Source organism: Bacillus sp. FSL H8-0545 (assembly GCF_038006105.1).
In the GTDB taxonomy this organism is placed as follows: Bacteria; Bacillota; Bacilli; order Bacillales; family Bacillaceae_G; genus Bacillus_A; species Bacillus_A cereus_U.
Map to the genome: position 1 here is coordinate 4,623,076 of NZ_JBBOUO010000001.1, position 22,138 is coordinate 4,645,213.

A 22,138-nucleotide genomic window follows, 5' to 3' on the forward strand; every position below is an offset into this window, starting at 1 on the left:
CGATCCAACATTCTATGTACAATTGTCATATATTCTATGCACTTCCATTTACAGCTAAAAGAAAAAAAGATTGAATTCTAATCTTTTTGTGATACCATATGTTATGAGCCTGTAAATAAACATCATAATTTTCAGATAAATACAATTAGAAAAATTACGTTAAACTATAAAGGGTGGGGTATTAATGGACTCACAAGTGATTTATGCCATTTTGGCATCTTTCATCACTGTACTCGTCGTTACTCCTTTAGTTATTAAATTAGCTTTCAAAATAGGAGCAACAGACAAGCCAAATGCGCGTAAAGTACACCAAAAAATTATGCCTCGTCTTGGCGGGTTAGCAATTTTCATCGGTGTAGCCGTAGGATTTGTTGTCGGTGGATTGTACGAACAAAGAATGTTATCGATAACTTTAGGTGCTATCATCATTGTTATCATCGGGATTTTAGATGATATGTACGAACTATCTGCGAGGGTAAAATTCGGTGGACAACTATTAGTTGCCATCATGATTGTAAAAAGTGGATTATTAGTGCAAGTATTATATATTCCAATTCTTGGAGATACTGAACTCGGATGGCTTGCTTATCCAATTACTGTATTTTGGATTGTAGGTATTACAAATGCCATCAACTTAATTGATGGATTAGATGGATTATCCGCAGGGATTTCATCTATCGTACTTGCAACGCTAGCATATATGGCCTTCACTAGCCCATGGGGTACTGGAGCAGCTATTATATTACCTCTAGCATTGATTACATTAGCAAGTACAATTGGATTTTTATTCTACAACTTCCATCCAGCAAAAATTTTCATGGGAGATACAGGAGCACTATTTTTAGGATACTGTATTTCTGTTATATCATTACTTGGATTATACAAAAGCGTAACGTTATTCAGTTTTATCGTTCCAATCATTATTTTAGGTGTACCTATATTTGATACGACGTTTGCAATTATCCGCCGTATCGTAAATAAAAAGCCTATTTCAGCACCTGATAAATCGCATTTACATCACCGTTTGCTTGCAATGGGATTCTCTCATCGTAAAACGGTACTAATTATTTACGCATTGGGTATTTTCTTTAGTGTAAATGCAATTATTTTCAGTAGTGCAACATTATGGTTATCCATTATTCTTCTTTTCATTTTAATCTTCTTTACAGAAATCATTGCTGAAGTAATCGGTCTTGTACACGAACGTTACAAACCAATTATTTCCTTCTATAAAAAAGTGAAAAAACGCGAAGACTAATTGTAGTATAGCCTTTACTATTATGAAATATTCAAATAGCACCCTCTTCCTTGGAAGAGGGTGCTATTTTTTTGTTTTTTATTCCTTATTTCCTATTTCCAAAATATAGATTGTTTGAGAGTGCCTCTATTGGAGAAAGATATACGTATAACGAAAAAAGTATCAAATTTTCATTTTTACATCTTGATTGTCAAACTGAGGGTGAATGTTATGATCAAGCGATTACTTCAATGTATAATTTTATTTTTAACTATTACTATGTACGCATCATCGAATACAAAAGCAACTACAGACATTCAAGCAGAAGATCACCAAAGCACTCAAACTACCTCTCCTACAAAAAAAATTGCGTACTTAACATTTGATGACGGACCAAATAAATACACACCACAAATTTTAAATATTTTAAAAGAGAAGAACGGAAAAGCAACTTTCTTCGTTATTGGCGGAAAGTTGCCACATTATAAAAAAACGATGGAGCGATTGATTAAAGATGGACATTATATCGGTCTCCATAGTATGTCGCATGATGTAAAACGTCTTTATACTGGCGATCCATCTGTTTTAATTGCAGAAATGGAGCAAACCCAAAACATTGTCCAGCAAGTTACACATTTAAATACACATCTCGTTCGTGTCCCATACGGTAGCATGCCTTACTTAAAAAAGAATTACCGCGACGCACTCGTATCTGCCCAGTATAAAATGTGGGATTGGACAATTGATACATATGACTGGAAAAGCTATGATAATCCTTCCGCAATACTAGAAAGAGTACGAAATCAAAGCGATGAACAAGTAGAGGTTATTTTAATGCATGATTCTAGTGTCACAGTGCAAATACTCCCAAAAGTAATTGATTATTTGCAATCACAAGGATATAAGCTACTTCCCTACAATCCATCTTCCCATCTCGAAGTGAATTTTTGGAAAGACACAAGATTGTAACAGCTTTAGTGCCTATGTACTAAAGCTGTTTTATTTTTCTCTTCCCACACTTCCCATTTTTGTGTAAAATTTTAAATAGTGATGAAGTTTCGAGGTGAATAGAAATGAAACGAATAGATCTCATTTTTAACGCAATACAAAAAGGGAATTATACAGAAGGTGTAACAGCATCAGAACTCGCTACACTTCTACAGTTAGACCGTGCAAATGTTAGTAGCGATTTAAACAAGCTTGTGAAAGATAATCGTTTATTAAAAACGAGTACACGCCCTGTCCGTTTTTATATAGAAACGGACACTTCATTGGAAACGCATTCAACAAAGGGCACTTCATTAGATACATTTGCTATTGAAAATACAAGCCTAAAAATTGCTATTGAAAAAGCAAAAGCTTCTATTCTCTACCCTCCAAACGGTATGCATACTTTACTACTTGGAGAAACAGGTGTCGGAAAATCGATGTTCGCTTCTTTAATGCACGAATACGCAATTGAAGTGGAACAACTTCCAAAAGATGCACCTTTTATCGTCTTTAACTGTGCTGATTATGCAAACAATCCACAACTACTACTTGGACAGTTATTTGGGATAAAAAAAGGAGCTTACACAGGTGCCAGTGATCAAAAAGGATTAATTGAAAAAGCACATGAAGGAATCCTTTTCTTAGATGAAGTACATCGCCTTCCTCCAGAGGGACAAGAAATGCTTTTCACCTTTATTGACCGCGGGGTATACCGCCGCCTTGGAGAAACAGAAAATGAACGTAAGGCACGAGTGTTGATTATTACTGCAACAACCGAAGAACCAAATTCATTTTTACTAAAAACATTTACAAGACGTATTCCGATGACCGTTACGCTTCCACCACTTCGTGAGCGAACACATAAAGAACGGTTTGCCTTACTACAGCTATTTTTCACAAATGAAGCAATTCGTCTAAGGAAAGAGATTCATGTTAGTCCAAATACAATGCGCGCTTTCGTATTTTACAATTGTCCAAATAACATCGGCCAATTGAAAACGGACGTACAAATTGCCTGTGCGAAAGCTTATTCTGATTTCGTAACAAAAAAACGTGATTCTGTCTGTGTTTCAAGTACAGATTTACCTTGGTATATGAAAGAAGGATTATTTATTGAAAGAAAGAGCCGTCATCTATATCAAATACCAAATGAAACATTTGTATTTACAGGTGATGAAGGTTGGAGTAAGCATACAGTAGAACCCGAAGGAAGTCGCTCTTCTATTTACGATTATATTGATTATAAATATGAGGAACTTCAAGCACGAGGCATTGAAGAGGAAGAATTAGAATTATTAATAGAAAATGATATTCAAAGCTTTTTCGTCCAATACTTTAACCAAATATCTAAAAAAACAAGTCATGAAAATGTTTTTAAAATTGTGGATCGTAATATCGTTTCCGTATGTGAAAAAATTGCGGAACTAGCTGAAAAATATTTATCTAAAACTTTCGATGAAAAAGTGTTTCTCGCTTTAAGTTTACATGTACAGACAACTCTACAACGTTTACAGGGCGGGAAACAAATTCACCACCCACAATTAAATCAAATTCGTACGAAATATAAAGAAGCTTTTTCCGTAGCTATGCAATGTATTCAGCTATTAGAAGAAGAATTACAAATAACAATGCCTATTGATGAAGCTGGCTTTTTAACAATGTTCTTCGTTGTTGATCCAATTCCTGCCTCACAAACAGAAGTAAAAGTATTAATATTAGCACACGGTAATGGCATCGCAACAGAAATGGCAAACGTTGCAAACGAACTTCTCGGTATTGATGAAGTAACTGGTATCGATATGCCCTTGCATGAATCACCGAAAGACTTCTTAGAGCGTGTTAAAGTGTATATGAAAACACTTCAAAATGTAAACGGGCTTCTCTTACTTGTTGATATGGGATCTCTCGCTTATATTGGTGATATATTAGAAACTGAATTCAAAATCCCTGTACGTGTTCTTTCAATGACAAGTACACCACACGCACTAGAAGCAGCTCGAAAAGCTCAGCTTGGCTACTCATTAGATGCACTATACGAAACAGTGAAGAACTTAACGCCGTTCTATTTAAACGTACAGGAAGAAAAGAAAAAGCCACTATCGCCAATGAAATCCGTGATTTTAACAGCTTGTTTAACTGGCGAAGGAAGTGCTTTAGCAATTCAAAAAATGTTAGAGAACTATTTACGCTTTGATAAAGACTTAATTGAAATTATTCCGATTAGCATCGTTCATGAAAAAGATTTAACGAAAATGATCGAGAACATAAAAAAAGAGCGTAATATCATTTGTATCGTCACGAATTTCGATGTGCAAGTACCTTGCTTAACATATCATTTCCAAGACATTGTGAACTACACAGCTATTCAACCAATTCAAGAATTGATTACGTATGAAGAAACATATGCGAAAATGGCTGATATTCTTGAACAACAAATGCAGCGTAACGATGGGGCATTACTTATTAAAACAATTCGTTATGCATTAAATACAATTCAGGAATTGATTTCTTTACAGCTAACTCCCGACAGTTTAATGGGTGTGATTTTGCATATGAGCTGCATGGTTGACCGTCTTCAAAAAGGCGAAAGTCTCCTCCCTCATCCTGATAAAGAGAAACGAAGACAAGATGAGTACTGGATGTATATGAAAGTGAAAAAAGCACTGCAACCTATCGAAAATACATTTGAAATACAAATACCAGATGACGAAGTATTTTATGTAATGGACTTCTCCATCAAAAATCAACCTGTAAAAAGTTAAACTAGGCAATAGTGTAGCTTCTCTTTTCGAGTAGTATCCTAGTACGTAGTAAGTGAAATTATATTAGCGATTTTTAAAATATATCGACTTACCGATAATAATTTGCAAAAACGGCAACCAGTATAATTAGAAAAGGCTGTTCCAAAATGTTTTTTGGACAGCCTTTTCGCTTACTTCTTTACTTCCCTTATTCTCCCCCTTATTTCTCCCTTTTTATTAGATTTCGTATTAACATTTACATATACATTTGCTTGCATTATCTCTTGAAACAAGCTGTCAAATGCTCTCCCCTGTAAAGGCCCTTCAAAATCCTCCACTTTAGCTACACCAGTAACGACTCCTTCATTCACACTAATTCCTTGCTCTAACGGACCAAACAAACTTAAAACAACTGGACCAATTTGATTCGCTTTTCCTAAATGAATTTGGCATGACATGATTTTTTTTATGTTTTTTAATATGACCCGATATTGCAACTTCTTTAAATCTTCACTAAAAATGAGCTCTGTTACACCGTAAGCTTCTGTATTTACAGGAGGTACTTCCCTCTTCCCTGTTAACCTAGCAAAGAAATGTGTTGTCATACGGGCATTCTCCTCATATAAATTTCCCAGCACTACTTCTACTACTTTATGGTTTAGACATAATCATTTATGACTTTTTCAAATTTTAATTACAACTAAAAGATTCACAAAATCTTTACATAGAAATCATTTCATTCACTTTACTGCCTCTTGTATAATGCACTTAGAAAAACATTCTAGGAGAATTATACAGTAATCGAAAAAGCGAACAATCATAGACATATGTATTAAAATGTAATTATGTAACAATATGAACCAAAAGAATTTCCAGAAGTTTTCAACGTACCTATTAGACCATTGCAAAGTTGGGATAACCAAGTTGTTTTAACTGCTTACCAAAACCCAAAAGGTAAATAAAAAATTATCTCCACAAGAAGAACTTGTTCAAGATTTGATATCTATCATTCATGTATGTAGTTGTAGGGTATATGGATTGAGAAAATACAAAAAGAACATGGTGGGTGATAAAAAGTTATGAGAAGAGCCTATTTGATAGAGATTAAACCGACAAATGAACAAATAACCAAGATCAATCAAACGATTGGGGTATGTAGGTATGTTTACAATCTGTATATCTCTAAAACCAAAGAGAGGTATGAATCCGAGGGAAAGTTTCTGAGTGGATATGACTTTTCTAAATGGTTAAACAATGTCTATACAAAAGAATGTGATCAATGGATTAAAGAGGTATCTAGTAAAGCGATAAAACAGGCAATTATGAATGGAGATACGGCTTTTAAAAGATTTTTTAAGGGCTTATCTGGATTTCCCCGTTATAAGAAAAAGAAGAATCAAGATGTGAAGTGCTATTTTCCTAAAAACAACAAAACGGACTGGGCAGTAGAAAGACATAGAGTAAAAGTCCCAACGATGGGTTGGGTGAGATTAAAGGAGTATGGTTATATCCCGAAAAATGGGATTGTAAAAAGTGGAACGATATGTAAAAGGGCAGGGAGATATTTTGTATCTGTGCTTTGCGAATTGGAAGAAAGAGCAACGAAACCAACACTCAATGAAACAGGTTTAGGTATTGATTTAGGGGTGAAGGATTTCGCTACACGTAGCGATGGTATCGTTCATGAAAACATCAACAAAACAATAAGCGTAAAAAGGATAGAAAAGCGGTTAAAACGTGAGCAACGCTCTTTATCGCGTAAATTTGAAAATGTAAAAAAGAGAGGTGAAACATCTGCTACGAACAAAAGAGCGAATATAGATAAAAACATTCTTAGGGTGCAAAAACTACATGTTCGGCTAACAAATATCCGACTAGAGTATGTAAAGTCTATTGTAAATGATGTGGCGAAAACCAAGCCAACGTTTATTACAGTGGAAGATTTGAATGTGAAAGGTATGATGAAGAATAAACATCTATCTAAAGCAGTTGCTGGGCAATGTTTTTATACATTTAAAACATTGCTATTGACGAAATGTGAAGAATATGGAATCAAACTACGTCAAGTAGACCGGTTCTATCCATCGTCAAGGTTATGTTCGTGCTGTGGTCAAAAGAAAGTATGCTTAAAGCTATCTGACCGGGTATATACATGTGAATGTGGAAATGTAATGGATAGAGATTTGAACGCATCAATCAACCTTTTACAAGCGAAAAAATATACAATACTAACGTAAATAAATTGTATATATGTACGGTGGGCTACATCGGAATTTACGCCTGTGGAGTGTTATAGCAAACTGTAGTAGCGAATGATTGGCGAGACAGGACACATAGAAGCAGGAATACTCTAAGAATATACATTTGTCTATATCTTTAGTAGCAGGTTATCTTGAAAAATAATAACTACTCTTTCCAATCATTAATAGAGATTTTTCTCGTATCATTTAAATTAGGGCTTACTTCATTTGGTGGTCCCGTCGCCCATCTTGGTTATTTCCACCACGAATACGTGCAAAAAAGAAAATGGATGGATGAACGAAGTTACGGAGACTTAGTAGCACTATGTCAATTCCTTCCTGGACCAGCCAGCAGCCAAGTCGGGATGGGAGTTGGATTATTACGAGGTGGACTATTAGGAGCCATTATTTCATGGATCGGATTCACTCTACCATCTGTGCTAGTTTTAGTTTTCTTCGCTTCCTTCCTTAACCAATTCGAACTTGGAAGTACAGGCTGGATTCATGGACTGAAACTTGTAGCGGTCGCAATTGTCGCTCATGCAATATGGGGAATGGCTCAAAAGTTAACACCGGATCGAAACCGTGCAACAATCGCGATTGTAACTGCCGCAATCGCCCTATTATGGCCAAGTAGCTGGACACAAGTCATTCTCATTATAGTATCTGGCTTTATTGGTTGGTTTTTATATCGCCGTCAGCCAATTAGCCAAGCAAATAAAATAAACGTACCTATTTCAAAAATGGTGGCTATGTCTTGTCTCGTCTTATTCTTCGGGCTATTAATACTGCTACCAATGTTACGACCGTACTCTTATTTCATCTCTTTATTTGACAGCTTCTATCGCTCTGGTGCACTTGTATTCGGAGGAGGGCATGTCGTACTTCCGCTTCTTGAAAGCGAATTTGTACAAAACGGGATGATGACAAAAGAACAATTTCTAGCTGGATACGGATTAACACAAGCATTGCCAGGGCCACTATTTACATTCGCTTCTTATATAGGAGCAGTGCTAAATGGAACCGCCGGAGCAGTTGTTGCAACGATCGCTATCTTTCTTCCTGCCTTCCTACTCGTTGTTGGCGTTTTACCATTTTGGGACAGTGTAAGGAGAGTATCTTACATACAAGGTGCACTACTTGGAGTAAACGCAGCCGTTGTCGGTATTTTACTTGCAGCTTTTTATGATCCAATTTGGACGAGTACAATTATGAATTCTGTAGATTTCGTTTTTGCTTCTCTTCTATTTTGCTTACTCGCTTTTTGGAAAACACCACCTTGGGTTATCGTTATAATCGGAGCCTTCGGTGGATATGTTCTATCCGTTTTGTAAGCACAAAAAACGACGGCCCCATTTAGCCGTCGTTTTCCTATTAAAACTTCACAAGAAGCTCCATCCCCTCAGGAAGCTCACTCTCCGTTAAAATACGCAACTCTTTCACGCGAGCCATTACGTAAGAAGAACGTTTCACAAGCTCTGGGTCAATATAAGCTGGATGCACCATAATTTCTACCGTTTGCTCGTTCTGCACTCTTTCCTTTAACTTCACAAAATAATCTTCCGTCACACCGTCAGCGTAAAAATCACTGTAAAATACATCTGAAAATGGGTGCACCGCTCGCTCTTCCTCACAACGACGAATTGGAACATTATATTTACTTGCTAAGCTCTCAAGAACATTGTGTAAAAGCGGTAAACCATGCACGTGATGATGACTATCTAAATGAGTTGGTGTTAAACCGTAAGACAAAAATTTCTCAATTTGAGCTGTCCACTCTCTTTCAACCTCTTCTGGATTTATATTTCCTTCCCATACAACACTTTGTTTATGAAATAATCCATCGCTACTCACAAGTGATGGTACATCCTGTAAAAGTGGTTCTCCTGCCGTTAATACGAGATGAACTCCTATCCCTAACGTTTTAGACTCTTTCGCTAAACGTACGGCATGCTCTGTTCCTGGCATATTCATCATCATCGTTGTTGAATTTACAAGCCCGTTTTTATGTCCATCAATAATTCCGTAATTTGTACCTTCCGTAAGACCAAAATCATCTGCGTTTACAATTAGCTTAATCATCGCAATACCTCCTACTAGAATAAAAAAAAGCGGGCTAAATAGCGCCGCTTTATTTCTCTATCTTCTTAAAGAATTGTGGAAGATGTTCTTTATGTGCTTCCAACATTTCATCTAAAATTTGTTTTGCAACTTTATCTGATGGTACAAGTGGATTAATAGTCATAGCAAGCAGCGCCTTATGATAATCCCCTGTAATAGCAGCTTCAATTGTGGTGCGCTCAAATGATTTAATTTGCTGTACTAAACCGCGAACTGGTACTGGAAGATCTCCAACCGCAATTGGTTTTGGACCTTCTTTCGTAATAATACAGTTCACTTCAACAGCCGAATCATATGGCAAGCTTGCAATTGTCCCGTTGTTTCGTGTATTAACAGGCTGGATATCACCTTTATTATTGTAAATAGACGTAATTAAGCTACATGCTGCATCACTATAATAAGCTCCGCCGCGTTTTTCTAATTGTGGTGGCTTAATATCTAAATTCGGGTCTTTATATAACTCGAATAAATCATCTTCTAATTGTTTTACTACTTCTGCACGTGTACCTTTTTCAATCGAAGCTTCTTTCTCTTCTTCTAACATTTCACGTGTTTTATAGTAGTAACGATGGTATGGACACGGAATAGCACGAAGGCCACGAATAAAGTCTGGCTCCCAGTTAAGCGCAGCAATGTTTTCCATCGTGATTTGCTTTTCTGGATCTGTTACAAGTTCTAGTACACGGTCCATTACGCTTACACCATCTAAGTATACATCTAATCCGTATACCATATGATTTAAACCGGCAAAATCAACGTGTACTCGGCTTGCATCTACTTCAAGTAATCTTGCAAGACCCATACGAATTCCGATTGGAACGTTACATAGACCAACTACTCTTTGAATGTTCGTGTAGCGAAGTACAGCTTCTGTTACCATACCTGCTGGGTTTGCGAAGTTAATAAGCCATGCATTTGGACATAGTTCCTCCATGTCCTTACAAATATCTAAAATAACAGGAATCGTTCTCAGTGCTTTAAATAAACCACCAGGACCATTCGTTTCCTGACCAATTACATCATATTTTAATGGAATTGCTTCATCTTTTGCACGAGCTTCTAATAAACCAACACGAAGCTGTGTTGTTACGAAGTCAGCATCCTTTAATGCCTCACGGCGATCAAGTGTTAAATGAATATCAATTGGTAAACCTGATTTTTTCACCATACGTTTTGCTAAGTTACCAACGATTTCTAACTTCTCTTTCCCTGCCTCAATATCTACTAACCAAATTTCACGAACAGGAAGCTCATCATAACGTTTAATAAATCCTTCAATTAACTCTGGTGTATAACTAGAGCCACCGCCGATTGTAGCAATTTTAATTCCAGTCATGCTTTATTCCCCTTTCGCTTCTAGCTTTTTATAAAGGTCAATAAATTCTGCTGCTAATTCTTTTACTGTAATAGAATTCATTAAATGATCTTGTGCATGAATTAAAAGAACACTAATCTCTGTTTTTTCCCCTCTTGCTTCTGATTGTATGAGCTCTGTTTGGAAATGATGCGCTTCATTAATCGCTTCTTTCGCCTTTACCATCGCTTCGTCTGCTTCCGCCATTTTCCCCTGTTTGGCAAATTGCAGTGCCTCCATTGCAAAGCTTCGTGCATTACCACTATTTAAAATCAATTGGAATGGAATTTGTTCTGCTGTAGTCATCATAATTACCGCCCTCTCTATTATGGTTCAACCGATTAAAATACCCCTTCAGTTTGAACATGTCTATTAAAGTATTAATTTATTAATGTTAGTTTGGTGTTCTTGTAGATGGGTCTCATCTTTTTGAACATGATATAAAGGTAATTGTTCTCACAGATAATGTTATCTGTGAGAACAATCTCTATGTTACATAGGTACAGAGTTGTTATTTCCTTGCGCTGCTGCTTTTTCAGTACGAACAACTGAACGGTCAGATAACACAACGAATGGATAATAGATTACCATTGCAATTACAAAGTTGAATAACTGTAGAATCGCACCAGAAATATGTCCACCTGTTACAAGATAACCACTAATAATTGGTGGTGTTGCCCATGGAATCATCACAACTGTTTTTGGTACCCAACCAATAGATATAGCTGTATAAGAAGTAATTACTAATACAATTGGTGTTAGGATAAACGGTAAGAATAAAATTGGATTTAAAATAATTGGTGTACCAAAGATTACTGGTTCGTTAATGTTGAATGCACCTGGACCAATTGATAGACGAGATACACCACGTAGTTGTGCACTTTTCGCTACAAGTAATACAACTACTAAGAACGCTAATGTTGCACCAGAACCACCAAGATATACGAAAGTATCAAAGAATGGTTTTGTAACAATGTTTGGAACATCAAATGCAGATGTGCCACCTTTGAATAAATTAATATTTTTCTCTAATGCTGGTAAGTATAATGGCTCAATAATACCACCAACGATATTTGGACCATGTAAACCGAAGAACCAAAGAAGATGAACAAGGAATACAATGACAATTGCACTTGGTAATGTCCCTGCTAAACTTTGCAATGGTAATTGAATCGTATTAAAGATAAATTCATGAACACTTGTACCAGCTAATTTCACTGCTAGTTGAATACCTGCAACTGCTGTTAAGATAACAAACGCTGGCACTAAAGCTGCGAACGATCTTAAAACTGCTGGTGGTACTCCATCTGGCATTTTAAAAGTAATTTCTCTTTGTACAAAGAAACGGAATACTTCAGTAACAAGAAGTGCCACGATAATCGCTACGAATAACCCTTGTGCACCTGTCCAAGCTAAGTTCAATCCGCCTTCTTTCGGTGTTGTTGGTGTAAGAATAATTAACGCACCAAATGAAATAATACCTGCTGACAAACCATCAACGCCGTAAGATTTTGCTAAGTTATAACTTGTTGTAAATGCTATGATTAGTGCTAGAATTGCGAAAGAGCCGGTCCACATTCCACCGCCAACTTGTTTCCACGTTTCACCAAACAAACCTTTCATGAAATCTTGGAAAGCCTCAGATGGAAAACCATTAATTAGTGATGCAAGTGCACCAACTAAAATAAGTGGCATAACTGCAATAAATCCATCACGGATCGCAGCTAAGTGACGTTGCGATCCGATTTTACCAGCGACAGGAACAATATATTTCTCCATAAATGCAATAAACTTTTGCATTTCGCTTCCCCCCTAATTATTTTTTAAGTGTTAATGCGTGATCTAAAACTGCTTCTCCATTCATCATGCCGTAGTGCATTGGGTTAATAACATCGATTCCAACGCTCTTTTCATCAGCAAGCGTTTTCATTGAAGAAAGCATGTAGCGAACTTGTGGTCCTAATAATAGTACATCTGCTTGATCGATATTGTTTTTTACTGCATCCCCAGATACAGCCCAAATCTTACCTTCTAGACCACGAGCCTTTGCAGCCGCTTCCATTTTTGTAACTAGTAAACTTGTAGACATCCCTGCTGAACAACATAATAAAATATTCATTTATAAATCCCCCTTGTGTGGTATAAAAATTTATGTTTTTTATTTTTCTTTACGCTATTTATTAATGCAATTAGCGTGCCAACTTTTTAAAATGCCTAAAATCAACGTTTTTTCGAGCAATTCATTTGTGTGTTACCGCTTTCAATCAGTGTGTCACCAAAAAAACATACAGTGTGTTATAAAACAACACGCTTTTAACACATAACTGTATGAAAATAGATTAGTGTTTAGTTGTCTAGTTGTATTTAAAACAAAAAAACACTAAATTTTTTTAAAGCGTGAAAATATAATAACGAAAAATATAATATTTCGACTCAAATCAAAAACAAATACCTATTCAAGACACTCGTCTAACTATTGTCCAGTCAAACTCTATTAAATTACATAGAATAGAATAAAATAAAGTATTTCGAAAGGGGATTCCAATTCCAATGCCAAAGCATAGAAAAAAGAATAGAATGAAAATTTATAGAATACAGTTTCAAAATAAATGGTATAAACATGAGGAGGGTTCTGAACTAGATTCAAACACGTATAAACTAGACAAACAGGACACTGAAGATACGCAAGACAAACAAGATAAACAGGACAAACAAGATAAACAAAATAAGCAAGACAAGCAGGACAAACAAGATAAACAGGACAAACAAGATAAACAAGACAAACCAGGTAAACAAGACAAACAAGATAAGCAAGATAAACAAAACAAGCAAGATAAACAAGACAAGCAAGATAAACAAGACAAGCAAGATAAACAAGATAAACAAGACAAGACAAGCAAGATAAACAAGACAAGCAAGATAAACAAGACAAGCAAGATAAACAAGATAAACAGGACAAACAAGATAAGCAAGACAAACAAGATAAACAAGATAAAAGATAAACAAGACAAACAAGACAAGCAAGACAAACAAGATAAGCAAGATAAACAAGACAAACCAGGTAAACCAGGTAAACAAGACAAACAAGATAAACAAGACAAACCAGATAAACAAGACAAACCAGGTAAACAAGACAAACAAGATAAGCAAGACAAGCAAGATAAACAAGACAAGCAAGATAAACAAGACAAGCAAGATAAACAAGACAAGCAAGATAAACAAGACAAGCAAGATAAACAAGACAAGCAAGATAAACAAGACAAGCAAGATAAACAAGACAAGCAAGATAAACAAGACAAGCAAGATAAACAAGACAAGCAAGATAAACAAGACAAGCAAGATAAACAAGACAAACCAGATAAACAAGACAAGCAGGACAAACCAGATAAACACGATAAGCAAGATAAACAGGACGAAGACGAGGACGAAGACGATAAGCAAGTACAATCGGAAAATGTAATAATAGTACCCACAGATTCGCACAGTTTAGATGTGTGGGATGAAATTTCGCTAAAAGAAATACAAGCTGGCGAACATACAAGTTTATTTGAAGAAAAAAGCAATTATCAAAACATTAACTTACTCCAAGTAAGCGATATTCGTCTATATTTGGATAAACAGCTACAATTTAGTTCCGTCGATGAGCAAATCTATCATGAGGCACTAGTTCATCCGATTATGTCAAAGGTAATAGATCCAAAGCGTGTTCTCATATTAGGCGGTGGCGATGGCCTTGCTTTAAGAGAGGTTTTAAAATATGAAACGGTTATCCATGTAGACCTCGTCGACTTAGACGAAGAAATGATTAAGATGGCTCGCAATGTTCCAGAATTAGTCGCTTTAAACCAACGCGCATTTTTTGACGATCGCGCAAATGTACATGTATGTGACGCAAAAGAATTTCTGAAATCTCCTTCCTCTTTATATGATGTAATTATTATTGATTTTCCGGATCCAGCGACAGAAGTATTAAGCACTTTATATACGAGTGAACTCTTTGCCCTTATAGCTACGTTCCTAACAGAGGATGGCGCATTTGTTTGCCAATCTAATTCACCTGCTGATGCACCTCTTGTATATTGGAGTATTGGTAACACAATTGAACATGCCGGATTAACTGTAAAAAGCTATCATACAATTGTTCCTTCTTTCGGAACTGACTGGGGATTTCATATTGCCGCTAACTCCTCGTTTGTACTCGATCAAATTGAACAATTTTACGTAGTACCATCCCCTCGAACATTACCTTCTCTTCTGGCTCCTTTATTTCAATTTAAAGAAGAACATTTAGAGCACCGTAATAATGCCGTTTTAAATTCAGAATCTGATCTTATCCTACATCATTGCTATCAAAAAGAAATGGAGTTTTGACAAGGAGGGTACAAATATATGGAATATTCTACGTTTGGTCGTCATATAATAGTAGATTTATGGGGCGTGGATTTTTCTCTATTAAATGATCTTCATTTTTTAGAGCATCATTTAGTTGCCGCTGCGAATCGCTCTGGTGCCCATGTTTTAAATGTAAGTAACAAGGAATTCCACCCATATGGAGTTACGGTATTAATTTTATTGTCAGAAAGCCATCTCTCTATTCACACTTATCCTGAAAAGAAATTCGCAGCAATTGATTGTTATACTTGTGGCACATCTGTTGATCCTCAAAAAGCCATTGATTCTATAATAAGCGTGTTAAAACCAGAACGTATGCATATAAAAAAATTAATTCGTGGTGTAGGAGAATTTGTTACTATCGATTAATTATCATCCCTATTTACCCATGAAGAAGGAGGCTTGTTAATATAAAAATACCATCAGTGGAACTTATAACACTCCACTGATGGTAAGCACACATACATAGTCTATTCATCTTAATTGATGATTTAATTCTGCTATTTTTCGTTTCCAATATAAAGTCATCCTAAACCATATAATGAAGCTCCCTTTACACTTTCACTTTTACATAAATCTGGAAATAATAAATACAATCATCCATAAGTGGCCCTCTTTTCGTCATAACTGTCTCTTTTAAAAACATAAAAAAACCTTGCATGTGCAAGGTTCATTCAGCTGCTAACATCTTCCTATATAATTCTACAAATTCACTCGCCAATTCCTTCACTGTAATTGCGTTCATTAAATGATCTTGCGCATGTACCATCAAAAGGCTAACTTCTGTCTTTTCCCCGCCAGCTTCTTTCTGTATGAGCTCCGTTTGTAAGCGGTGCGCCTCTTGCAATTCATTTAAAGCTTCTTGTAATTTAGCTTCCGCTTCCTGAAATTCACCGCGCTTTGCGCAATCAATTGCTTCCATTGAACAGCTTCTCGCATTTCCCCCATGCAAAATTAAATGAAAAGCTTTCGTCTCTATCGTATCCATTTTAGTTCTTTACTCCCCCTTTTCTTCCGCTACTTTTTGTTTATCCCATATTTTTAAGAATGGCAAGTAAATAAAGAATGCAAGCGCAAAGTTAACTAGTTGCAAAACAACCCCTGAAATTTTCCCGCCTGATCCTAAATATCCACTAAAAAGAATAGGTGTGGTCCAAGGTACAGCAGCTCCGCTCGGACGTGCAACCCATCCCCATTCCATTGCAAAATAAGAAACAACCGTTAACACGACTGGAACCAGTATAAATGGAATAAGTAAAAGTGGGTTCATTACAATCGGCATTCCAAAAGTCACCATTTCATTAATGTTAAAAATACCAGGTGCAATCGACAATCGTCCTAAACTTTTCAATTGCTGACTTCGCGCAAATAATAACATTCCTACAACTAAAGCAAGTGTTGCGCCAGAACCGCCCATATAAATCCATAAGTCAAAGAACTGCGCAGTAATCGTATTCGGTACGTCTTGACCAGCCTGAAAAGCAATTCGGTTTTGGTCCATTAACGACAACCAAATCGGGCTCATTACACCGCCAACAATTGCAGCGCCATGAATTCCACACGCCCAAAGTACATGGACAATAATAACGGCTATTACTGCGCCCCAAAGACTGGCACCAAGTGCACTAAGTGGTTCTTGTAAAATTTTCCCCACAATATTATGGATGCTGCCGAAAGAAGTATTTTCTATCATTAAGCGCAAGATCCAAATAACAGTTACAACAATAAATCCTGGAACGAGTGCTGCAAATGAACGTGTCACAGCTGGCGGTACCGTTTCTGGCATTTTTATAATCAGCTTTTTTTGTACAATAAATCTATAAAGTTCAGTAGATATAAGTGCTATAATCATCGCAACGAATAACCCTTGGCTTCCCATTAATACAGCTGGTATCGCCCCTTCTATAAGTACACTTTCCTTCGTACTTGGTATTATATATGCAACTTGAAATGGAGTTGCAAGTAAGAATGTCACAAGTGATAACGCCCCTGCCGCTAATGCATCGACCTTATAGTATCCTCCAAGTCTGTAAGCGATTCCAAAAGTGGCTATTAAAGACATTATATTAAATGTTGCGCTAACTGGATACCCTAAAGCTTTTTGCCAACTCTCCCCAAACACTCCTGCCATAAAATCATTATACCCTGGTATGGGTAAAGCACTAATAATTAGAAAGAAAGATCCAATAATCAAGAAAGGCATCGTCAAAATAATCCCATCACGAATCGCTTGCAAATGTCTCTGCTCTGCAACCTTTCCTGCTACTGGCATCACATATTTCTCTAAAAATCCAATCATCTATCCCACTCTCCTCATGGTTTCATTGACAAAGCTGCTTGCAAGATAGCTTCTCCATTACAAAGCCCATAATGGACAGATTGAATGACATCAACAGGTATTCCTTTCTCCTTACATAATTCTTTCATTTTCGGTAATAAATAACGTACTTGTGGTCCAAGTAAAAGTACATCCGCATCATCGATATGATCTCGCACTTCTGAACCTGATACAGCCCAAATCTTTACCTCTATCCCCCTTGCCTGTGCCGCTTTCTCCATTTTTGTAACTATCAAACTGGAAGACATTCCCGCTGCACAGCAAAGCAAAATATTCATCCTGTTTCCCTCCCTCTTTTTCTAAACCTAAGGTATGGTGCAGCCCTTGCCACCACTAGGTTACAAATATATATGTCTAGATTTCTAACTGTATGCCGAGCTTAAAAACAAAAATTTCTCGGTTTTCACGCTATTCCATCTATCCGTATTTTCCTAGTAAAGAAGTCTCTAACTCGCTATAATGATTCAGTATGATTTTTTATAATCGATAGGAGGGTATATTTATGAAGGCATATCGCTTTCCGCTTATTTTATTATCTTCTATCCTAATTGGTGGTTTCATTGGTTATTTCATGGGTGCCGATGCAGTTGCTTTAAAGCCGCTTGGTGACATTTTCTTAAACTTAATGTTTACGATTGTTGTACCGTTAGTGTTCTTTAGCATCGCGTCATCTATTGCTAATATGGATGGATTAAAACGTTTCGGTAAAATTATGTCTAGTATGGCTGGAACTTTCTTATTTACAAGTATTTTAGCTGCTATTTTTATGATTATTATCGTGAAAGTATTCCCGCCAGCACAAGGTGTTGTATTAGAACTAACGCAGCCTGATAAAGCTGAAAAAGCAGTTAGCGTTGCTGATCAAATTGTTGGTATCCTAACAGTATCAGACTTTTCAAAGTTACTATCTCGTGAGAACATGCTAGCTCTTATTTTCTTCTCTATCTTAATGGGGGTTGCAACTTCAGCAGTTGGTGAAAAAGGGAAACCATTCGCTACATTCTTACAAGCTGGTGCAGAAATTTCAATGAAAGTTGTATCTTTCATTATGTACTACGCTCCAATCGGACTAGCTGCCTACTTCGCAGCATTAGTTGGTGAATTCGGACCACAACTTCTTGGAACTTACTTCCGAGCAGCAATGGTATACTATCCGGCTTCTCTTATTTACTTCTTTGTATTCTTTACATTCTATGCGTACCTTGCAGGTCGCAAACAAGGTGTACAAGTATTTTGGAAGAACATGGTCTCTCCTACAGTTACATCACTTGCAACTTGTAGTAGTGCCGCAAGTATTCCAGCGAACTTAGAAGCAACGAAGAAAATGGGTATTTCTTCTGACGTTCGTGAAACAGTTGTCCTTCTTGGATCTACACTTCATAAAGACGGATCTGTTTTAGGCGGGGTATTAAAAATTTCTTTCTTATTCGGTATTTTCAACATGGAATTCGAAGGACCGAAAACATTAGCAATTGCACTTGTTGTTTCTCTATTAGTAGGAACAGTAATGGGTGCTATTCCGGGCGGAGGTATGATTGGTGAAATGTTAATCGTTTCTCTATACGGATTCCCACCAGAAGCATTGCCAATTATCGCCGCAATTAGTACAATCATCGATCCTCCTGCAACAGTGTTAAACGTAACAGGAGATAACGCTTGTGCCGTAATGACAGCTCGTCTTGTAGAAGGCAAAAACTGGATCAAAAATAAATTTGCTTAATATATGGAAAGAGGATGCTCGTTGGAGCATCCTCTTTTTGTTGTTATTTTTCAGTGAATCGATATATCGGAAAAATCGTTGATATATTTGAAATTACGATAGATATATTAGCAAAGCCGTTAATATAATCCCATCCCGCCACAAATTTGTTATAATCTTCACAAATATTCCACACCTTTCATCCTTTCTCCGTACTATAATCATGTATGGAAAAGGAGATGGACACAATGACACAAAGCGCACCAGAATTTAAAGTTTTGCAAAGCATTGCATTTCTTGCTGTCGTTTTGCAAAGTTCCTTATTATATACAATGAACCAAGGAAATATCTTACTTGAGCAATCCCTCATTATGGGCATGCTATTTAATCTCGCAAAATTTTCAGCACCCGCATTCATATTTATCGTTGGGTTTCACCTAATTCGTCACTATACAAAAAAATTAATATACAAAGAATATATTTCTGAAAAAGCCACTCACTTACTCATTCCATATTTCTTTTGGTCTATTCTTTACTTATTAACAACAAACGATATTGTTACATTACAAAGCGGAATAAAAAATTTACTACTTGGAACAGCCGCACCTCATCTTTGGTACGTTATTATGATGTTCCAAATTCATTTATTATTCCCTTTACTATGTACCCTGTTTTATTGGTTTCAAAAACGAACAGAAAACAAAAAAGACATATATAAATATATGACCATTTTCGCCTGTCTATATTTCCTGTTAATGTGGTTCTCTTCTCACTACATTTTTAATGGAGAAAAATTAACGAGTTCGACCATTTTACATTATACAGATCGATCCTTTTTATTCTACTCATTCTATTTCGTTATGGGAGGCATTGCCGCTGTAGCACTCAAAACTTGGCGTTTATTTGTCATAAAACATATCCCTCTTGTGACAATCTTATTTTTCATTTTATTTTTATTCATCAATTATGAGCTATTTAGCTTTTACGGTGCAAACTCTATTCATCTAACTGTTTCTACCTATTTAAAACCATCTATGTTTCTATATATCGTATGCGAAATTATCATACTATACGTACTATCTATTACAATTGTACAGCGACGCGGCTTCTTATATAAAATGTTAAGATTCATTGGAAACTACACGTATGGCGCTTATTTAGCACATTTTTTCATCTTGCAACTCTGTACAAAACTTCTTTCCTTATTCACACTGCAAGAAAATACTATACTATATAGCCTATTACTATTTGTGTTAACAAGCGCCATTTCTATTTCAACAATGGTCCTTTGCAGCACACTACCATTTCATATGTGGATTACAGGACCGTCCCCTACAACTAAGATGAAATGGGCGATTCTTTCAATCCGAAAGAACCATGAAAAACTATTCAAACCATATATTTGATATAATAATACACATATAAGAAAAGAAAGCAGGAGACACCTATGATTAATCAAATTGGACAAATTATGTTATATGTAAACAATCAAGATGAATCAGTACAATTTTGGACAGAAACAGTAGGATTCCAAATCGTTGCGGAAGAAAATAACGGCCAAGGATTCCGATGGATTGAAATTGCTCCGACAAACGAAGCAGGAACAAGCATCGTCCTTCACGATAAAGCGTTAATCGCGAAGATGCAGCCTGAATTAAACTTAAATACACCTTCTCTAATGTTCTTCTCTAATAACTTAGATCAACTTTATAAAGATCTTTCTGAGAAAAATGTCACAGTTGGACAAGTTGTAGATTTACCTACTGGTAGAGCATTTAATTTTGCTGATAATGAAAACAATTACTTTGCGGTAATGGAAAAGAAATAAGAAAAAAGTGCCACCCCTAGGGTGGCACTCTATTTTTTACTCTTCTCCAATTCCATTTCAGCTAGAAGTGGTAGTACGTTATCGAAAATATGTGTATTATTATTCTCACCTGTTACATATCCACCATAATATCTACTAAATACATTATCATTTCGGAATGTAGTCATCCGCTCATACAATTCCTTCGCAAACTTTGTATCACCTGTTTGTAGTACGTACAAAATTGTTAATCCGTAAGATGCTGGTGATTCATAGTTCACAGCTTGTTTTCCCGTTTCTAAGTTATAACGTCCGTATAACTTTCCGTCTTCGCGAAATTTCTTCTTTATAAATTCTAAATAAGCATCTGATGAAAGACCGCCTAAACTGCGATGATAAGCAACGTATGATTGATCAATAAGATTCACTTCTTTATCGTACGTAAATGTACCATCTTCTTTATACTCTTTCGGAAATGCCCAACCCTCTCTCGGATAATCAGCTAAAAACTGAACAACTTCCTGATACTGCTGTGCAGAAATTTTTCCGTACTTTTTCATATAAGAGAATGCATGAGGATTTATGTAAGATGTTGTTGTAAACTTATTTTGTTTACCCGCATCTGCATCATAATAATCCACGTAATAATTATCTTTTTTATTATAACGAAGTACAGCATTGCTCAATTGATCAGCAAGGTTTTTATAGCGCTCTTCCTTATACATTTCATAAGCACGATATAATTGTTCAATAATACGAAGATCATCTATAAGTGCATTTGTGGCTGACTGCATTTCTCCCCTTTCAGAGATTTTCCATAAAACGATGTGTTCCTTATGTACAAAATTATTTTGAATGACCTTTACTTGCTCATCAAATAGTGACTGATCATCTTTATCAAGCGTATATTGTAACCATAGTCCTGCCGATTCTGATAAAGCTTCACGGCCCTTCGCTTCACCCGTTCCTGCCTTTGTATCCTCTAAACGGTACGTTGCAAGTGTCCCATTTTCATTTACCATATGCCTTAAAATAAAATGCTCCGTACGGTTTCCTTGTAAAGCCGACCAAAATACAATTCCGACTAATACGATTAAGAAAACAACTCCAAACCCTATATATAAACGTTTCCGCAAGCTTTTCACCTCCCTATTAAGGCTAACCTTAATTTTAACAGAACATACGAAAATTTAAAAAAGACAATCCGTTAGATTGTCTC

Annotated in this window: 20 protein-coding genes and 1 pseudogene; 11 read left to right on the forward strand and 10 right to left on the reverse strand. The window is 36.3% G+C overall.

Features of this window, described 5'->3' with window-relative positions; genetic code table 11:
* Window positions 1-184: 184 nt before the first annotated feature.
* The 3 genes from MHI07_RS24355 (at window position 185) to MHI07_RS24365 (ending at window position 4,989) form a co-directional block, all read left to right on the forward strand.
* Window positions 185-1,258, forward strand: a complete 1,074-nt coding sequence (locus tag MHI07_RS24355) for a glycosyltransferase family 4 protein (RefSeq protein ID WP_002068377.1) — start codon at window positions 185-187, stop codon at window positions 1,256-1,258.
* Between the two features lie 210 nt (window positions 1,259-1,468).
* Window positions 1,469-2,206 carry a polysaccharide deacetylase family protein gene (locus MHI07_RS24360; RefSeq protein WP_215580121.1) on the forward strand — a complete coding sequence of 246 codons (738 nt, stop codon included), beginning with the start codon at window positions 1,469-1,471 and terminating at the stop codon, window positions 2,204-2,206.
* Window positions 2,207-2,310: 104 nt separating this feature from the next.
* Window positions 2,311-4,989 carry a sigma 54-interacting transcriptional regulator gene (locus MHI07_RS24365; protein WP_340826673.1) on the forward strand — a complete coding sequence of 893 codons (2,679 nt, stop codon included), beginning with the start codon at window positions 2,311-2,313 and terminating at the stop codon, window positions 4,987-4,989.
* Between the two features lie 170 nt (window positions 4,990-5,159).
* Here MHI07_RS24365 and exsM read toward each other — a convergent pair whose 3' ends face one another.
* Window positions 5,160-5,573 carry an exosporium regulatory protein ExsM gene (gene exsM / locus MHI07_RS24370; protein WP_016106634.1) on the reverse strand — a complete coding sequence of 138 codons (414 nt, stop codon included), beginning with the start codon at window positions 5,571-5,573 and terminating at the stop codon, window positions 5,160-5,162.
* A 352-nt stretch (window positions 5,574-5,925) separates the two neighbouring features.
* On the opposite strand from exsM, the pseudogene MHI07_RS24375 reads away from it, so the two are divergent.
* The 3 genes and pseudogenes from MHI07_RS24375 to MHI07_RS24385 all read left to right on the forward strand — a co-directional run.
* Window positions 5,926-6,051: pseudogene (locus MHI07_RS24375) on the forward strand (IS607 family transposase); the annotation flags it as partial.
* Window positions 6,048-7,205 (forward strand): RNA-guided endonuclease InsQ/TnpB family protein, encoded by a 1,158-nt coding sequence (locus MHI07_RS24380; RefSeq protein WP_445661753.1) that lies wholly within the window; start codon window positions 6,048-6,050, stop codon window positions 7,203-7,205. The pseudogene MHI07_RS24375 and the gene MHI07_RS24380, both read left to right, overlap by 4 nt.
* A gap of 155 nt (window positions 7,206-7,360) precedes the next feature.
* Entirely contained in the window at window positions 7,361-8,542 is a 1,182-nt protein-coding gene (locus tag MHI07_RS24385; protein WP_215580127.1) for a chromate transporter, read from the forward strand.
* Window positions 8,543-8,582: 40 nt separating this feature from the next.
* Here the strand turns inward: MHI07_RS24385 and chbG are convergent, their stop codons facing one another.
* From chbG to MHI07_RS24410, 5 genes are all read right to left on the reverse strand, one after another.
* Window positions 8,583-9,290 carry a chitin disaccharide deacetylase gene (gene chbG / locus MHI07_RS24390; RefSeq protein WP_340826674.1) on the reverse strand — a complete coding sequence of 236 codons (708 nt, stop codon included), beginning with the start codon at window positions 9,288-9,290 and terminating at the stop codon, window positions 8,583-8,585.
* Between the two features lie 49 nt (window positions 9,291-9,339).
* The gene (celF, locus tag MHI07_RS24395; RefSeq protein ID WP_215580131.1) at window positions 9,340-10,665 is read right to left on the reverse strand and encodes a 6-phospho-beta-glucosidase; all 1,326 of its coding nucleotides are present in this window, start codon (window positions 10,663-10,665) and stop codon (window positions 9,340-9,342) included.
* 3 nt (window positions 10,666-10,668) lie between these two features.
* Entirely contained in the window at window positions 10,669-10,992 is a 324-nt protein-coding gene (locus MHI07_RS24400) for a PTS lactose/cellobiose transporter subunit IIA (protein ID WP_000989054.1), read from the reverse strand.
* 183 nt (window positions 10,993-11,175) lie between these two features.
* Entirely contained in the window at window positions 11,176-12,483 is a 1,308-nt protein-coding gene (gene celB, locus MHI07_RS24405) for a PTS cellobiose transporter subunit IIC (RefSeq protein ID WP_078173370.1), read from the reverse strand.
* Window positions 12,484-12,499: 16 nt separating this feature from the next.
* Window positions 12,500-12,802: a PTS sugar transporter subunit IIB gene (locus MHI07_RS24410; RefSeq protein ID WP_002123966.1), complete on the reverse strand. Its 303-nt coding sequence runs from the start codon at window positions 12,800-12,802 to the stop codon at window positions 12,500-12,502.
* Window positions 12,803-13,665: 863 nt separating this feature from the next.
* Here MHI07_RS24410 and MHI07_RS24415 point away from each other — a divergent pair.
* Both MHI07_RS24415 and speD read left to right on the forward strand, forming a co-directional pair.
* Complete coding sequence (locus MHI07_RS24415) at window positions 13,666-15,054, forward strand: polyamine aminopropyltransferase (protein WP_340826923.1); 1,389 nt, start codon at window positions 13,666-13,668, stop codon at window positions 15,052-15,054.
* Window positions 15,055-15,072: 18 nt separating this feature from the next.
* A complete protein-coding gene (gene speD, locus MHI07_RS24420; protein ID WP_002159854.1) occupies window positions 15,073-15,444 on the forward strand; it encodes an adenosylmethionine decarboxylase in 372 nt (123 codons plus the stop codon).
* 301 nt (window positions 15,445-15,745) lie between these two features.
* Here the strand turns inward: speD and MHI07_RS24425 are convergent, their stop codons facing one another.
* The 3 genes from MHI07_RS24425 to MHI07_RS24435 are packed head-to-tail and all read right to left on the reverse strand — an operon-like array spanning window position 15,746 to window position 17,691.
* Window positions 15,746-16,063, reverse strand: coding sequence for a PTS lactose/cellobiose transporter subunit IIA (locus MHI07_RS24425; protein WP_215580140.1), 318 nt, complete (start codon window positions 16,061-16,063; stop codon window positions 15,746-15,748).
* 9 nt (window positions 16,064-16,072) lie between these two features.
* The gene (gene celB / locus MHI07_RS24430) at window positions 16,073-17,374 is read right to left on the reverse strand and encodes a PTS cellobiose transporter subunit IIC (protein ID WP_002159853.1); all 1,302 of its coding nucleotides are present in this window, start codon (window positions 17,372-17,374) and stop codon (window positions 16,073-16,075) included.
* Window positions 17,375-17,388: 14 nt separating this feature from the next.
* A complete protein-coding gene (locus MHI07_RS24435; protein ID WP_002112905.1) occupies window positions 17,389-17,691 on the reverse strand; it encodes a PTS sugar transporter subunit IIB in 303 nt (100 codons plus the stop codon).
* A 224-nt stretch (window positions 17,692-17,915) separates the two neighbouring features.
* Between MHI07_RS24435 and MHI07_RS24440 the strand changes: the two genes are divergently transcribed.
* The 3 genes from MHI07_RS24440 (at window position 17,916) to MHI07_RS24450 (ending at window position 20,940) form a co-directional block, all read left to right on the forward strand.
* Entirely contained in the window at window positions 17,916-19,133 is a 1,218-nt protein-coding gene (locus MHI07_RS24440) for a dicarboxylate/amino acid:cation symporter (RefSeq protein ID WP_002112907.1), read from the forward strand.
* 227 nt (window positions 19,134-19,360) lie between these two features.
* A complete protein-coding gene (locus MHI07_RS24445) occupies window positions 19,361-20,518 on the forward strand; it encodes an acyltransferase (protein ID WP_340826679.1) in 1,158 nt (385 codons plus the stop codon).
* Window positions 20,519-20,559: 41 nt separating this feature from the next.
* Window positions 20,560-20,940 carry a VOC family protein gene (locus MHI07_RS24450; protein WP_215572188.1) on the forward strand — a complete coding sequence of 127 codons (381 nt, stop codon included), beginning with the start codon at window positions 20,560-20,562 and terminating at the stop codon, window positions 20,938-20,940.
* 29 nt (window positions 20,941-20,969) lie between these two features.
* Here the strand turns inward: MHI07_RS24450 and MHI07_RS24455 are convergent, their stop codons facing one another.
* Window positions 20,970-22,055 carry a transcriptional regulator gene (locus MHI07_RS24455; RefSeq protein WP_215580148.1) on the reverse strand — a complete coding sequence of 362 codons (1,086 nt, stop codon included), beginning with the start codon at window positions 22,053-22,055 and terminating at the stop codon, window positions 20,970-20,972.
* Window positions 22,056-22,138: the final 83 nt, after the last annotated feature.

Coding starts and splice junctions, on each gene's coding strand:
- MHI07_RS24400 (WP_000989054.1), bottom strand. CDS start 10,992: ATGATGACTACAGCAGAACAAATTCCATTCCAATTGATTTTAAATAGT.
- celF (WP_215580131.1), bottom strand. CDS start 10,665: ATGACTGGAATTAAAATTGCTACAATCGGCGGTGGCTCTAGTTATACA.
- MHI07_RS24450 (WP_215572188.1), top strand. CDS start 20,560: ATGATTAATCAAATTGGACAAATTATGTTATATGTAAACAATCAAGAT.
- chbG (WP_340826674.1), bottom strand. CDS start 9,290: ATGATTAAGCTAATTGTAAACGCAGATGATTTTGGTCTTACGGAAGGT.
- speD (WP_002159854.1), top strand. CDS start 15,073: ATGGAATATTCTACGTTTGGTCGTCATATAATAGTAGATTTATGGGGC.
- MHI07_RS24435 (WP_002112905.1), bottom strand. CDS start 17,691: ATGAATATTTTGCTTTGCTGTGCAGCGGGAATGTCTTCCAGTTTGATA.
- MHI07_RS24365 (WP_340826673.1), top strand. CDS start 2,311: ATGAAACGAATAGATCTCATTTTTAACGCAATACAAAAAGGGAATTAT.
- MHI07_RS24410 (WP_002123966.1), bottom strand. CDS start 12,802: ATGAATATTTTATTATGTTGTTCAGCAGGGATGTCTACAAGTTTACTA.
- exsM (WP_016106634.1), bottom strand. CDS start 5,573: ATGACAACACATTTCTTTGCTAGGTTAACAGGGAAGAGGGAAGTACCT.
- MHI07_RS24440 (WP_002112907.1), top strand. CDS start 17,916: ATGAAGGCATATCGCTTTCCGCTTATTTTATTATCTTCTATCCTAATT.
- MHI07_RS24355 (WP_002068377.1), top strand. CDS start 185: ATGGACTCACAAGTGATTTATGCCATTTTGGCATCTTTCATCACTGTA.
- MHI07_RS24360 (WP_215580121.1), top strand. CDS start 1,469: ATGATCAAGCGATTACTTCAATGTATAATTTTATTTTTAACTATTACT.
- celB (WP_002159853.1), bottom strand. CDS start 17,374: ATGATTGGATTTTTAGAGAAATATGTGATGCCAGTAGCAGGAAAGGTT.
- MHI07_RS24380 (WP_445661753.1), top strand. CDS start 6,048: ATGAGAAGAGCCTATTTGATAGAGATTAAACCGACAAATGAACAAATA.
- celB (WP_078173370.1), bottom strand. CDS start 12,483: ATGCAAAAGTTTATTGCATTTATGGAGAAATATATTGTTCCTGTCGCT.
- MHI07_RS24425 (WP_215580140.1), bottom strand. CDS start 16,063: ATGGATACGATAGAGACGAAAGCTTTTCATTTAATTTTGCATGGGGGA.
- MHI07_RS24445 (WP_340826679.1), top strand. CDS start 19,361: ATGACACAAAGCGCACCAGAATTTAAAGTTTTGCAAAGCATTGCATTT.